The organism is Sphingobacteriaceae bacterium (genome assembly GCA_016715905.1).
Taxonomy (GTDB): Bacteria; Bacteroidota; Bacteroidia; order B-17B0; family Aurantibacillaceae; genus Aurantibacillus.
The window spans coordinates 128465-143233 of record JADJXI010000003.1; the positions used below are offsets into that span (position 1 = coordinate 128465).

Sequence of the window (14769 nt, forward strand, 5' to 3'; positions counted from 1 at the left end):
AATCCCCAAAAAACGACTAAGTTTTTAACAGACAATAGGTCTTTTGTTTATAAAGCTGATTGAATACTTATTTAGGAGAAATTAATTTTTCCACTTCCGTTAATTTTGCTTTCGCTGCCGGATCGTCCGGTTTACTTTTTAAAGCTTCTTCATAAGAAACTTTAGCTTCGCTATATCTTTTTTGTTTGAACAATTCGTTACCGCGTGTGAAATGTTCTTTGTATTTATTAGCACCCAAAGCCGTTGGTATACTTTTACGAGCTTCATCCTTTCCAATATTTCCTTGAAGGACAGGATTAGATTCATTTGCTAAAATCTTTCCTTCACTATTTTCTTTTTGTTTCCGTTCAGCCTCTGCTTTTTCAGCGGCGATTTTCTCTGCTTCGGCTTTAGCTAACGCATCAGCCTCTTCTTTTTCTTTAGCCGCTTTTTCAGCAGCTAATTTTTCTGCTTCCGCTTTTGCTTTAGCATCTGCCGCCGCTTTTTCTTTCGCGGCCGCTTGTTTTTCTGCTTTAGCTTTCGCTGCTTTTTCAGCAGCTAACTTAGTAGCTTCAATTTTTGCTTTTGAATCAGCTTCCGCCTTTTCTTTAGCAGCTTTATCTGCCGCTAACTTATCTGCTTCTGCTTTAGCTTTCGCTTCAGCCTCTGCTTTTTCTTTATTTGCTTTCTCTGCTGCTAATTTTTCTGCTTCTGCTTTAGCTTTTGCGTCCGCTTGTTCTTTTTCTTTGGCTGCTTTCTCAGCTGCTAACTTATCTGCTTCTGCTTTGGCTTCCGCCTCTGCTTTTTCTTTGGCTGCTTTCTCAGCTGCTAACTTATCTGCTTCCGCTTTAGCCTTTGCTTCTGCCTCTGCTTTTTCTTTGGCAGCTTTATCTGCTGCTAATTTTGCAGCCTCCGCTTCTTTAGCTTTGACTGCCGCGTCTGCTTCTGCTTTAGCTTTTGCGTCCGCTTGTTCTTTTTCTTTGGCTGCTTTCTCAGCTGCTAACTTATCTGCTTCCGCTTTAGCCTTGGCTTCAGCCTCTGCTTTTTCCTTGGTTGCTTTCTCTGCTACTAACTTATCTGCTTCTGCTTTAGCCTTGGCTTCCGCTTCTGCTTTTTCTTTATTTGCTTTTTCTGCTGCTAACTTATCTGCTTCTGTTTTAGCTTTTGCTTCCGCTTCTTCCTTTTCTTTAGCAGCTTTATCTGCGGCTAATTTTTCTGCTTCCGCTTTAGCCTTCGCATCAGCCTCTGCTTTTTCTTTATTTGCTTTTTCTGCTGCTAACTTATCTGCTTCCGCTTTAGCCTTTGCTTCTGCCTCTGCTTTTTCTTTGGCAGCTTTATCTGCGGCTAATTTTTCTGCTTCCGCTTTAGCCTTCGCATCAGCCTCTGCTTTTTCTTTGGCTGCTTTTTCTGCGGCTAATTTTTCTGCTTCCGCTTTAGCCTTCGCATCAGCCTCTGCTTTTTCTTTATTTGCTTTTTCTGCGGCTAATTTTTCTGCTTCTGCTTTAGCCTTTGCTTCAGCCTCTGCTTTTTCTTTGGCTGCTTTTTCTGCGGCTAATTTTTCTGCTTCTGCTTTAGCCTTGGCTTCAGCCTCCGCTTTTTCTTTAGCTGCTTTTTCTGCTGCTAACTTTTCTGCTTCTGCTTTAGCCTTTGCTTCTGCCTCTGCTTTTTCTTTGGCTGCTTTTTCTGCTGCTAACTTATCTGCTTCCGCTTTAGCCTTTGCTTCTGCCTCTGCTTTTTCTTTGGCTGCTTTCTCTGCTGCTAATTTTTCTGCTTCTGCTTTAGCCTTGGCTTCAGCCTCTGCTTTTTCTTTGGCTGCTTTCTCTGCTGCTAATTTTTCTGCTTCTGCTTTAGCCTTTGCTTCTGCCTCTGCTTTTTCTTTGGCTGCTTTTTCTGCTGCTAACTTATCTGCTTCCGCTTTAGCCTTTGCTTCTGCCTCTGCTTTTTCTTTAGCTGCTTTCTCTGCTGCTAATTTTTCTGCTTCTGCTTTAGCCTTTGCTTCTGCCTCTGCTTTTTCTTTGGCTGCTTTCTCTGCTGCTAATTTTTCTGCTTCTGCTTTAGCCTTTGCTTCTGCCTCTGCTTTTTCTTTGGCTGCTTTTTCTGCTGCTAACTTATCTGCTTCCGCTTTAGCCTTTGCTTCTGCCTCTGCTTTTTCATTCACACATTTAAGCGCAATGGCTAACTTTTCTTTGGCTTGCGGTTCGTCAGGTAATAATGCAAGCGCCTCTTCATATTTTTGTTTTGCTCCTACACAATCGTTTTTTGCTGCTAAACCATCACCTGTTTTAATCAAACCTTTATATTTTTCTACTAAAGCAATTTCTGCTTGACGTATTGCCGACAAAGCCGATAAGTTTTGATTCGTGTAAGCTTCATCGTCGGAAAACTTTTTTTTGTTTGCAAAATAAATAATTTGAGTTAAGGGTTGATTCAAAGCGGAGTAATTTATAGTTGGATAGGGTTTTGACATGGTAACACCTTCAATGTGAATTTCCGGTTTAAAATTTTCCTTAGTTTTATCAGCCGGAACATTTCGAGTATCTACTCTGAATCTTTTGGTATTGCATCCGGGATAGGTTACTACTACTAAAAAATCGCCATCGGCCGGCACATCTATGGTGAAATTCCCTCTGCCATCACTCAGGGTTGTTTTTACATTACTTCCTCCTTTAGTTAAGGCAATATTTGCACCTGCTAATGGTTTTCCGTCCTTTTCTACATTACTTTCAAATTTTAAAGTCCAGTCAGGTTGGGATAAGCCAATGAAAAATGTAAACTGGATAAAAAATAATATTAAGCTCCTCATAATTTTTTCTGATTTTATTTTATCTGCTGTTCTAGTAATTCAATTCTTGTTTTTAGGTTTAATATTTCATTTTCTAAATGATTAATCTTCTCTTCCATGGATTGCGTTTCATTTGAATTGTTTTGAGCCGGTATTGAATCTTGTTGATCTGGCGTATGACCAAATAAATGAATAAATCGTCTTTCCTTTTGTCCTGCTTTTCTGGGCAATTCCTGAACAAATAAATTATCATTTTGCATTAGAGAATCTATCGTTTCAATAACAGCGTCTAAAGAACCGAAATCATAAATTCTTCCTGAGTTGGTATTGATTTCCCCTGCTGTTTGTGGTCCTCTTAATAATAATACGCACAATGCAGCAAGTTGGCCATCGTGCATGGGAAATACGGTTGTTAGATTATGTTTGTATTTTATCGTTCTACTTCCTCCGCCAATTGCAGTTGAAACTAAGCTTATCCCTTTTAAACTATTTAATGCTTTTTGAACTTCGTCTTCGCTGAATTGAACAATAGGATTCCGAGATGATTTTTGATTACAGGCCAATGTAATACTATTCAATGTCATTGGGTAATAATCAGGGGTAGTTCTACTTTTTTCAATCAATGAACCCAATACTCTCTGTTCGACATTACTTAATTGGGGAATCTCCTTTTGCATTTATAATTTATTTTGGTTCTAGTAATTTAGTACATTCTTCAATTCTTTTTGTTGCGTAAGGATCGGCAGGTTTTATATTTAACGCATCTTCGTAACTCTGTTTAGCCTCTTTATATCTTTTGGTTTTAAAATAGGTGTCAGCTTTTTGGATATTTTCCTTATACATATCTTTTCCCAGTACTTGTGGAATTTTATATTTTGAGTTTCCTTTGTCCATCTCTGCATCATGTTCTTTCTTTTCCGTTTCATAGGCTAATCTTCTTTTCTCATCTTCTTCTTCCTGCGCTTTTCTTTTAGCCATCTTTTTTTCGTAATCTGCTTTCATTGCGGCTTCATCTTCTGCTTTTGATTTAGCTAATCCTTCTTTTTGTTTCCTGGCTTTTTCTTCATCGGCTTTCTTCTTGGCTAATTTTTTTTCATCTTCCGCGGTTTTTTCAACCGGAGGCTTACTTTTTAAAGACTGTTCTTTTTGTTTGGCTAATTTTTCCTGATTTTTTTGTTCGGCCGCTTTTTTATCTGCTTCTTGTTTTTCGGCTTTTGCTTTTTCTTTCGCTAATTTATCGGCTTCAGCCTGTTCCGCTTTTTTTTGCGCAGCTAATTTATCTGCTTCTTGTTTTTCTACTTTTTTTTGTGCGGCTAACTTTTCAGCTTCTTCTTTAGCCTTAGCAGCTTCCTCTTTTTTAGCTTGTTCAGCTAATGCAGCTTCTTCTGCTTTTTTCTTTCTTTCTTCAATCTCTTTTAGACAATCTCCAACTTTGGCTAACTGTTCAATGGGATATTGTTCTCCGGGAATCAAAGCCATTGATTTTTGATATAGCTGTTTTGCTAAAGGGCAATCGGGTTTTTCAAGGGCTATATCTCCGGATTTATTGGTAGAACAAAATTCCTTAAATAAAACATCTTCGGCTGAATATATTTTGGAAACTATGCTTAATCCCTTTTCGGTAGCTTTAGGATTATCATCAAACGCTTTTTTATTGCTAAAATATTCAACTCGAATCAAATCCTGGCTCAATTCAGAATAATTAATTCCCGGATAGGGTTTAACCATAATAAATCCACCTGTGATTTTAAAAGAAGGCTTTACGTTTTCAGTAAAAATTCCTTCGGGTACATTTTGTGTATTTACAGCCATTCGCTTGGCATTGCAACCCGGATAAGAAACGATTAAATAGTATTCTCCATTGGGAGGCACCATAATTTTAAACTCACCTTCGCTGTTAGATGTGGTTTGATCAATTTCTTTTCCATTTTGATATAGCTTTATGGTGGCTCCACTAATTTCTTTTTCTTCTTCTATAGCTTTGGTATTTAATTTCCAGGTTCGTAAATATACGTTACTAGTGAGTTCAAGTTTCCAGTTTTGTGCAAGATAAACTGATGAATAAAGAAAGAGGAGTATAATATTAATTTTTTTCACGCTTAATTGGTATTTACAATTTGTTTTTCGCATTCACTTATTTTCTTTACTGCAATGGGGTCGTTCGATTTTGATTTCAAAGCGTCTTCATAAGTTTTTTTAGCTTCGGTATATCTTTTCGCTTTATAAAGATCATCACCTTTATCCATTAATTCTTTGTATAAATCTACCCCAATTTTACCGGGCATTTTGTATTTACTTTTTCCACCGCCTATTTTCCCTTGAGTAACTTTATCTACTGATCCGTTGTTGGATGGCGTGGAATTTGCAATGGCGGTTCCTGTGTTTGAAGGTTTAGTGTCTCTTTTAATACTTGCGTTTTCTTTATCGATTCTGGCTTTTTCGGCCTTTTCAAGGGAAGCTTTTTCTGCTACTGCTTTTTCTGCTACTTCTTTTTCTTTTTTAGCCTTATTGGCGTCAATACATCCTTCTGCTAATTTGATTCTTTCTTGTGGATATTTTTCGTCCGGCAATATTTTCATCGCTTTATTGTAATATTCCTTAGCTAATTCACATTTCTTTTTATTGAGGGCATCATCACCTAATTTATTGTTCAAACAAAATTTATCAATAACAGCTGTTTCGGCTTGAGAAATAGTAGACACAATATTTAATCCTTTATTGGTTACCGCATCATCTTTATCAAAATTTTGTCCGCCTGATTTGTATTCTACTTTAACCAGTGGTTCATTTAATCCTAAATAATCTACTCCGGAAATTGGTTTTGACAAAATAAATCCACCAATCATTATGGTAGGTTTATAATTATCTTTACCTACTTGTTCAGGTACGCCATTTGTGCTTACGTAAAATCTTTTTGTATTACATCCTTCATAGGATACGGTTAAAATAAAATCACCACCGGCCGGAATATCTATCACGAAATCACCATTGGCATCGGTTACTGTACTGGCAATGGGTGAGTCGCCTTTGAATAAGGTAATTTTAGCTCCATCAATAGTTCTTTCTCTTTTCTCTGCTTTGCTGGTTAATATCCAGTTTCGTAATTCCACATTGCTGGTAAGTTTAAGCGACCAATTTTGCGCCGATCCATGAATCGCTAAAAGCATTAGAAATATGGTTGATATACGAGACAACATATGAAGAATTAAATATATATAAAAATTGCAATAAGGGCCTCGCCATTCTTTGAACAAATCAAATATTTTATCATGAATTTTGCCAATAAATTATAAATTCATTTACATTTAAATTCCTGATAAATGGCAATATTTGTAACCCTTTGTTTATGCCTGCATTATTGTTTATATTTAAGCACTATTCATATGAAAAAAATTGTTACCCTTTTTATTTTTGTTGTTTTTAATTGTGCGGCTCAAAATCCTGAAATGGCCTTTAAAACATATACTATTAATGGTGGTTTTTGTAAGGGTATTCAAACACATTGGGGTTCATTGCTTTTTATTCCTGATAATTGTTTTTCAGATGAGTCGGGTAATACATGCAATTCTGTAATTACTATAAAGTATCGCGAGTTTCATTCTCAAACCGACATGTTTTATTCTGGTTTAAATATGATTTTAGAAAAAGGAACAAAATATTATTTACTAGAAAGTATCGGAATGTTTGAAATAGAAGCTTGGTGTAGTGACAAACGTTTATTTTTACGTGAAGGAAAACAAATTCAAGTGCGCATGAAAACCAAGCGTAATTTGAAAGATGTAAGCTCATTTATTTATAATTCGGAAAAGAATTTATGGAACACATATGATAGTCCGGTTATTGATTTTTCATATTTTGATAAGCGAAATAATGCAGATAGTTTAAATTATTGGGGTAGCGGAAGAGTATCTGCTGCCACAGCCACTGTTGATGTTGAAATGGAAAGTGCTGAAATGTATAATCCGGTAACCTATTTTAATAAAATGCCTGAGGGTTATTTTAAAGGCATGAACATAAAAAAATTGGGCATTTTTAATTATGATGCAATCATGAAAGATTCCTTAGCCATTCCAATGATTCCTGAACTATTGTTGAGGGGCGGCAATACACCTATTGAACAAAAGCTTTATGTTACCTATCCAAACAAAAATACGCTGGTTTATTATTTTCCGAGTGATTTTAAAGAACGTTTTGTGTTGCTTAATCAAAAAGGAATTAAAATGTTTACTGAATCAAAGGACGGTGTGATTGCCATAACTAATGATTCTGAAATAAATAAATTGAATTTGGAATCCTATCGACAAAAAACAATACCGATTTATTTTGATCCCATACCGGCTAAACCAAAAAACGCGAAAGAGCTTTCGGCGGCAACCGGATTAAAAACAGAGTAAAATGAAAAACCAAATATTTATCATCCATTTTTTATTAATTACATTTTTTATGCAAGCGCAAAAAAGAAATGATTTGCGTTTAATGGAAAAGCAATATAATATCACACGTATTTCACTGAAGGAAAAATTTAATTTATCGGTAAGGGATATGCCATCACTTATTATTCAGGCCTTTTGCGAAGGTAAAATAGTGGGCTATTATCCGTTTAAACCGAAAGAACCTTGCAGTTATCATGAATTTGTAGCTCATTTCTCCGTTAGTAAATTTCAGCCTTCGCGAAATGATGATGCGTTTGAAGAAATAAACTGTCCGGCTGCATTTTGTTATACTAAAAATGAAGCGTCTGTTGAGCCATTTCGTTTGTATATGGATTTATTAGAGGATAAAGTGTTTAGTAGGGAAACGTCGACACAAAAACATCATGTAAAGTATGTACGATTAATTTATGCATTTGAAAAGCATGGTATGGAATTGATTTTTGATGGTCCACTTTTTTTGTATGAAGATTTAGTGAAATTAAATCCGGAAGAGTATGCTCTACCTAATCCTAAAAACGATGCCGCTAAAATCAGTTTTAAAAAGTTTTTTGAAAGCAGAATGTTTCAAGGTTTTCCTTACAAAGCGCCCGGAGATAAGCCGGTACGAAAAATCCAAATTCAGAAAAAGACAAATGGCATCATTAATCTGTTTTTTAATTCATTAACATCAGCACCAACCGGGTGAGGTAAATACGGTATAAATTGAGGTTAAGCTTGCGCAGAGTAATCATTTAATAAGCTAATTTTGTGGAACTGCGTGAAAAAGCTATTCTTATATTTATTTTTGATTACACTATCTGCAAATGCACAAATTACGGTAAAAGGATATATTACAGAGAAGGACGGCAAATCTATTCCCGGCGTAAATATTAAGGTTTTAAAAATTGATTCTTCTTTATTTGGTGGAACGGCAAGTGATGAAAATGGATATTATAAACTTAGCTTGCCGGCTTCGCAAAAATTTATTTTGCAATTTAATTACATTGGTTTTAAACGTGTGCAGCGTCAAATAGAAACCTCGGATTCAGAAATGGATATTGGCAGAATAGTATTAAAACCCGGATCAAACCAATTAGAAGAAGTTGAAGTGGTAGGATTACAGCAGAGAGGTGAGCAAAAAGGCGACACCACTAGTTTTAATGCCGATGCTTTTAAAACAAATCCGGATGCTTCAGCCGAAGATTTAATTAAAAAAATGCCTGGGGTTACTTCAGATAATAGCGGGGTAAAAGTAAATGGAGAAGAAGTAAAACGCGTATTAGTAGATGGGAAACCTTTTTTTGGAGAGGATCCTAATGCGGCACTGAAAAATTTACCTGCAGAAATTATTGAGAAGGTTGAGGTTTTTGACAAAATGAGTGAGCAAAGCCAATTCAGTGGTTTTAACGACGGTGATCAGCAAAAAGCAATTAATTTTGTAACAAAGAGGGGGAAAAACATGGGGCAATTTGGCAGAATATATGGTGGAGTTGGTGGAGAAGAAAGCGGAGAAATACGTTATAGTGCCGGTGGAAATATAAATTCATTTAAAGATAAACAGCGCGTTTCCTTATTATTCTTATCTAATAATATTAATCAGCAAAATTTTAGTACTGCTGATATTATGGGCGCCATGGGAAGTTCAGGTGGCGGAAGAAGAGGAGACGGCGGATCCAGGGGAAGTTTTAGCGGAGGCTCTTCGTCATTATTAACGGCGCCTCAAAATGGAATTTCAGCAACTCAGGCGCTTGGTTTAAATTATTCAGATGAATGGGGAAAGAAAACTACGATTTCAGGAAGTTACTTTTTTAATTTTTCAGATAATATTAATGAAGCTAATCAGGTGCGCAATTATTTTGGAAAAGAACAATTAATCTATAGTCAGAATAATACAGATAATACAATAAATCTCAATCATCGTTTTAATGTACGTTTAGAACACAATATTGATTCAGTCAATAAAATTATTTTCACGCCCAATTTTACTTATCAGAAGTATAATTTAAAAAGTGAATTGGAGGGTAACAATAAAATACTGGAGGGTATTAAAATCAGCGAAACCAAAACTAAATCAAAAGCTGAAAATGACGGGTATGATTTTGCGCCTAATTTATTGTTTCAGCACAAATTCAAAAAAAGAGGCCGTACTGTTTCTGTAAATCTGAATACGAAATTCACTGAAAATATAAATGAGGGCAAATATTATTCTCGTAATATTTTTACCGATACAACTTCAGGTTTAGATCAGGAGTATAATACTTACGGCAACACCAAAAAATACAGCGCTAATATTTCTTATACCGAACCAATTACGGAATTTTCTCAGGTGGAGTTAAAATTTAATCCTTCTTATTATGAAGGTTCATCAGATAAAGAAACGGATGATTATAGTAAATTAAAAAAGCAATATGTGGATTTTAATCCATCCCTTTCAAATAAGTATTTTAATATTTACACTACACAAAGGGCCGGATTAAGTTATAAATACAACAAAAATAAATTGAATGTTACTGTTGGTTCTGATATTCAGCAATCTAATCTACAAGGAGATCAATCTTATCCGGTGGCATTTGGCAGTTCACAATCTTTCAGAAATATTTTACCACACATGCATCTAAATTATAAGTTTTCTAAAAGTAAAAATTTGAGAATGCATTACAGAAGTAGCACAAACATCCCCAGTTTATTGCAGTTGCAGAATGTTTTAGATGTAACCAATCCGTTGCAAGTTAGCAGCGGTAACACTTCTTTAAAACAAACTAACGAACAATATCTGAGCATGCGTTTTGGAGGCTTTGATATGAAAACTTCGCGCAACGCCATGATTTTCCTGAATTGCAATATAATTAATGATTACATAAGCACCGCAAATTATACAATTCGAAAAGACACCATTATTCAGAATTTTGAAATAAAGGCAGGCTCGCAATTAAGTAAACCGGTAAATTTGGATAATTATTTAAATCTACGCAGCTTTTTCACTTATGGATTTCCAATCAAAGTATTAAAATCCAATATTAATGTGAATGGCGGATTAAGTTACAGTCATTTACCCGGATTGAATAATGAAGTGCTTAATTATGCTGATAATTATACCGGAAATGGCGGTGTATTTATGGGTAGCAACATCAATCAAAATATTGATTTCTCGATCGGATACAACGGCTATTACAACGTGGTTAAAAATACCGTTCAAGTACAAAGTGATAATAGTTATTTTAATCATGTTGCTACATTTAAATTAAATCTCATCATTAAAAACGCATTTGTAATAAATACAGATATAAGTCATTCTTTGTATAATGGTTTGAATCAAAGTTTTGATCAAGTTTATATGTTATGGAATGCTTATTTGGGTTATAAATTCGGAACCAAGAAAAATTGGGAATTGAAAGCATCTGTGTTCGACTTATTAAAACAAAATAGAAGTATAAGTAGAACCATTACTTCCAATTATACGGAGGATAATAATTCAACTGTATTACAGCGTTACGGAATGATTACTTTAACCTACACGCTTCGAAATTTTAAAAAAGGCCAGCCCCCTAAAAATGAAGATTCTGAAAGTCCTTACCGTGAAATGTTCAAAAACCGGGGCATGCATATGCCCGGTAGGCCACCTTTTTAATTGATAGTCAGGTAATTAATAAAAAGTGACACCCTTTGTTTATTAACAATTTCTCTTTATCTTTGCTCTAAATCAAAATTAATCAATTATCGAACAATCACAATAAGGTCGAAGATCTACACCTCTCACAGAACATCAATTAACAATCCTATTTATTTATAGAATTTTAAACGAGAACCTTAAGGGAGATTGTGCGCGTTCAAGAAATTGATTAATCATTAAACAAAAAATAACCAGTTTGCGAAAGCAAACACAAAAAAAAACAAAATGAAAAACGGAACAGTAAAATTTTTTAATGTTACAAAAGGCTTCGGCTTTATCAAATCTGATGACGGACAAGAAGTGTTTGTACATGTAACAGGATTAATCGACAAAATTAAAGACAACGACAGTGTTGTTTTTGAAATTCAGGAAGGCAAAAAAGGCCCGAATGCGGTTAACGTTAAATTGGCTTAATCAAACTTAAATAGATCAGCTTCAATCCCCGACATTTTTGTCGGGGATTTTTTTTTAAGTAATTGAAAATAAAGCCAAAAGCCATAGGTATTAAAAATAATTTGCCAGAGCAGAATTTTATTAAGTAAATTTGTCCTCGAATTAATTACTCTCCTTGTGTGCGTAGTTAATTTATCAAGATGCGGCGAGAGAATGAGCTCACTGACCCGCAGGCAACCAACTAGAAGTGCCGAATTTATTTCGGCATTGGAAAACCGGTGCTAATTCTCACCCCGGACGAAGAAACGGGGACAGATAAATTAAAAAAAAGAAAAAATGAAAAACGCACAAATTCAAACAAAAAAAACCAGCCTTAATTCTGTATCAACAGAAATGATTAGTTCCGCTTCATCAATACACACTGTCATGTGTTGTTGCTGTAGTTGCTAATGCAATAATTCGTTTCGTATTATTTCATTCCCGTTTGTTAGCCGAAAACCGGCCACACAATCATTTATTAAAAATTTAAATTAAAAAGATCATGAGGAAAAACATATATATACCAAATAGAAGTAAGAATTTATTAAGTAATACCACTTTTATTAATCAGTTGCAAATAGAAGCAGCTATTGCATCAAAGCTGAAAGGCGGGCATCATCCGTTTTACTTAAAAAACAACAGAAAGAAAAGTCTGGTAAGTAATATTAATATACTTAGCCGGGAAGAGCAAATTGTAGTAGCGGAAGATTATTTTATAGGAGCAAACTAATTTTAATTAAAAAATATTGATCATATGAAACAGAAAATTTTTAAATACGATTCGGCTTTTAAATTGGAAAACGGATTTCAATTACCCAATTTAGAAGTGGCCTATCATACCTATGGCACGCTAAATAAAAATAAAGACAATGTTATTTGGGTATGCCATGCTTTAACGGCCAATAGTGATGTTTTTGATTGGTGGAAAGGATTATTTGGGACAAATGATCTTTTTAATCCCAAAGATTATTTTATTGTTTGCGCAAACAATCTTGGTTCTTGTTATGGTACAACCGGACCATTATCTGTAAATGCATATACAGGCCATCCCTGGTTCAGTTTATTTCCTGATGTAACAATTCGTGATTTAGTAAACGCACACGATTTATTGAGAATTCATTTGGGAATACAACAAATACATACCGTTATTGGCGGATCACAGGGCGGGCAACAGGTTTTGGAGTGGAATGTATTGAGGCCCGAAATTTTTGAACATGCCATAGTAATTGCTACAAATGCAAAACATTCTCCTTGGGGAATTGCGTTTAATGAAAGTCAGCGTTTAGCTATTAAAGCAGACCGCACTTATTATTCGAATTTTCCAAATGGTGGTGAAAAAGGATTGGCTGCGGCACGCAGTATTGCTTTATTAAGTTACAGAAATGCTCATACTTACAATGAAAGTCAAAAAGAATTACACGATGAAAAAGTAAATGATTTTAATGCGGCATCTTATCAAAGATATCAAGGCAAAAAATTAGTTGATCGATTTAATGCGTATTCTTATGTAACGTTGACCAATGCCATGGATTCGCATAATCTGGCACGAAACCGCATTTCAATTGAGAAATCATTGGCTTCAATTTCCGCAAATACGTTGGTGATTGGAGTAAGTAGTGATTTGTTATTTCCGAATCAGGAACAAGAGTACATTGCTACTCACTTGAAAAATGGGGCGCTTCACTTTATTGATTCCTTTTATGGTCATGACGGTTTTTTGCTTGAAACAAAAAGTTTAACGCAACATATTCAAAAATTTTACAACAACAATAAATTCAATAAAAAGAAACAAAACAATTTAATAATAAAATAAAATGGCAAAGAGATTAAAAATAGGATTATTCGGATTTGGCTGTGTGGGTCAGGGTTTGTACCATGTATTAAACAATAGTACTGGCTTTAAAGCCGACATTGCAAAAATTTGCGTGAAAGATAAAAACAAAACAAGAAATGTAAAGGCAGATTTAATTACATACGATAAGTGGGAAATATTAAATGATCCACGAATTGATATTGTGATAGAATTAATTGATGATGCAACAGAAGCATTTAATATTGTAAGTGAAGCATTACAAAGTGGTAAAAACGTGGTAACGGCCAACAAAAAAATGCTAGCTGTGCATTTAAGTGAATTGTACGATTTGCAAAGAAAGCACAATGTTTCCTTATTGTACGAAGGTTCGGCTTGCGGAAGTATTCCCATCATAAGAACTTTAGAAGAATATTTTGACAATGAAGAAATACTAAATGTATCCGGTATTTTTAACGGTACAACCAATTATATTTTAACTAAAACTATAAATGAAAAATTAAGTTATGCAGAAGCTTTACTTGAGGCGCAGCAAAAAGGCTTTGCAGAAAGTGATCCCACAAATGACGTGGAAGGCTACGATGCAAAATACAAGGCAATAATAATTGCATTGCATGCTTTTGGGTTAATAATTCCGGAAAATGAAGTGTTTAATTTAGGAATAACCGGATTGGGTAATGAAGATGTAAAGTATGCCCTGGAAAAAAATTATAAAATAAAATTAATCCCGGTCATCCAACGTTTGAAAAATAACGAAGTTTGTGCCTTTGTTTTACCTAAGTTTGTTAAAGCTGACAGTCCACTTTATAATGTAGAAAATGAATTTAATGGCGTACAGTTACAGGGTAAATTTTCAGGTCAGCAATTTTTGCAGGGTAGAGGAGCAGGTTCGTATCCAACAGGGGCAGCGGTGTTGTCGGATGTTTCGGCACTTTCTTATGGCTACACATATGAATACAAAAAACTCCATCAACAGCACCCGGTAGGGTTTACCAATAATGTGATCATCGATGTGTATTTAAGATATGCTAAGGAAGAAGATTTAAATCAGCTACAATTTGAGCAAATTAAAGAAAAGTTTACGGGAGACAATTATAATTATGTAACCGGGAAAATAAGATTACAAGCCTTAATCACTAATAAAGATTTTCTGATTCGTAATAAAATATTTGTGGCTTTAATTAATGATGAAGTACAATTAGCTGAGTTGGAAATAAAAAAAGAGAAAAAATCTTTATATTTATCTGAATTAATATAAACGAACATGAAAATTAATATTGAAAGAGTTGATGAGCATTTTAAGATGATTGCTAAAAATGAAAGTGGAAATGAAATAATTATGGATGCAGGTCTCAGTGTGGGTGGTCATGGCAGTGGCTTTGGACCTCACTCACTTTTGTTAGCCGCGTTGGGTGGTTGTAGCAGCATTGATATTTTGCTCATTCTTAAAAAACAAAAACAAGAGGTAACCGGTTTTGAGGTTGAGGTTGAAAGTGAAAAAGTAAAAGTGGAATCATATTCTTTGTTTAAGGAAATTGTATTGCATTTTAAAATAAAAGGAAAAGTTGACGCAGATAAAGCGGAAAAAGCAATTACTCTTTCTCTTGAAAAATACTGTTCAGTTTCTAAAACACTTGAACCTACAGCAAAGATTACACATAAGTTAACGATATCAGATTGATAC

The 14769-nt window shown here is 34.8% G+C and carries 12 protein-coding genes and 1 riboswitch; of the genes, 8 read left to right on the forward strand and 4 right to left on the reverse strand.

The window, feature by feature from the left end; translation table 11 throughout:
- Positions 1 to 67 precede the first annotated feature (67 nt).
- The 4 genes from IPM51_00915 to IPM51_00930 are packed head-to-tail and all read right to left on the reverse strand — an operon-like array spanning position 68 to position 5928.
- Positions 68 to 2782: a carboxypeptidase regulatory-like domain-containing protein gene (locus IPM51_00915; GenBank protein ID MBK9282859.1), complete on the reverse strand. Its 2715-nt coding sequence runs from the start codon at positions 2780 to 2782 to the stop codon at positions 68 to 70.
- A gap of 14 nt (positions 2783 to 2796) precedes the next feature.
- Complete coding sequence (locus IPM51_00920; GenBank protein ID MBK9282860.1) at positions 2797 to 3438, reverse strand: YceH family protein; 642 nt, start codon at positions 3436 to 3438, stop codon at positions 2797 to 2799.
- Between the two features lie 7 nt (positions 3439 to 3445).
- Positions 3446 to 4858, reverse strand: a complete 1413-nt coding sequence (locus IPM51_00925; GenBank protein ID MBK9282861.1) for a hypothetical protein — start codon at positions 4856 to 4858, stop codon at positions 3446 to 3448.
- Between the two features lie 2 nt (positions 4859 to 4860).
- A complete protein-coding gene (locus IPM51_00930) occupies positions 4861 to 5928 on the reverse strand; it encodes a carboxypeptidase regulatory-like domain-containing protein (protein MBK9282862.1) in 1068 nt (355 codons plus the stop codon).
- Between the two features lie 216 nt (positions 5929 to 6144).
- Here IPM51_00930 and IPM51_00935 point away from each other — a divergent pair, with 216 nt between their 5' ends.
- From IPM51_00935 to IPM51_00970, 8 genes are all read left to right on the forward strand, one after another.
- Complete coding sequence (locus IPM51_00935) at positions 6145 to 7155, forward strand: hypothetical protein (protein ID MBK9282863.1); 1011 nt, start codon at positions 6145 to 6147, stop codon at positions 7153 to 7155.
- Position 7156: 1 nt separating this feature from the next.
- Positions 7157 to 7879, forward strand: coding sequence for a hypothetical protein (locus tag IPM51_00940; GenBank protein MBK9282864.1), 723 nt, complete (start codon positions 7157 to 7159; stop codon positions 7877 to 7879).
- Between the two features lie 72 nt (positions 7880 to 7951).
- Positions 7952 to 10801: a TonB-dependent receptor gene (locus IPM51_00945; GenBank protein ID MBK9282865.1), complete on the forward strand. Its 2850-nt coding sequence runs from the start codon at positions 7952 to 7954 to the stop codon at positions 10799 to 10801.
- 267 nt (positions 10802 to 11068) lie between these two features.
- On the forward strand, positions 11069 to 11257 hold the full coding sequence (locus IPM51_00950) for a cold shock domain-containing protein (protein MBK9282866.1): 189 nt from the start codon (positions 11069 to 11071) through the stop codon (positions 11255 to 11257).
- 168 nt (positions 11258 to 11425) lie between these two features.
- Positions 11426 to 11558: riboswitch (SAM riboswitch) on the forward strand.
- A 219-nt stretch (positions 11559 to 11777) separates the two neighbouring features.
- Positions 11778 to 12005, forward strand: a complete 228-nt coding sequence (locus IPM51_00955; GenBank protein ID MBK9282867.1) for a hypothetical protein — start codon at positions 11778 to 11780, stop codon at positions 12003 to 12005.
- 24 nt (positions 12006 to 12029) lie between these two features.
- Positions 12030 to 13088, forward strand: a complete 1059-nt coding sequence (gene metX, locus IPM51_00960; GenBank protein MBK9282868.1) for a homoserine O-acetyltransferase — start codon at positions 12030 to 12032, stop codon at positions 13086 to 13088.
- Between the two features lies 1 nt (position 13089).
- Entirely contained in the window at positions 13090 to 14343 is a 1254-nt protein-coding gene (locus IPM51_00965) for a homoserine dehydrogenase (protein MBK9282869.1), read from the forward strand.
- Positions 14344 to 14349: 6 nt separating this feature from the next.
- Entirely contained in the window at positions 14350 to 14766 is a 417-nt protein-coding gene (locus IPM51_00970) for an OsmC family protein (GenBank protein ID MBK9282870.1), read from the forward strand.
- Positions 14767 to 14769 lie beyond the last annotated feature (3 nt).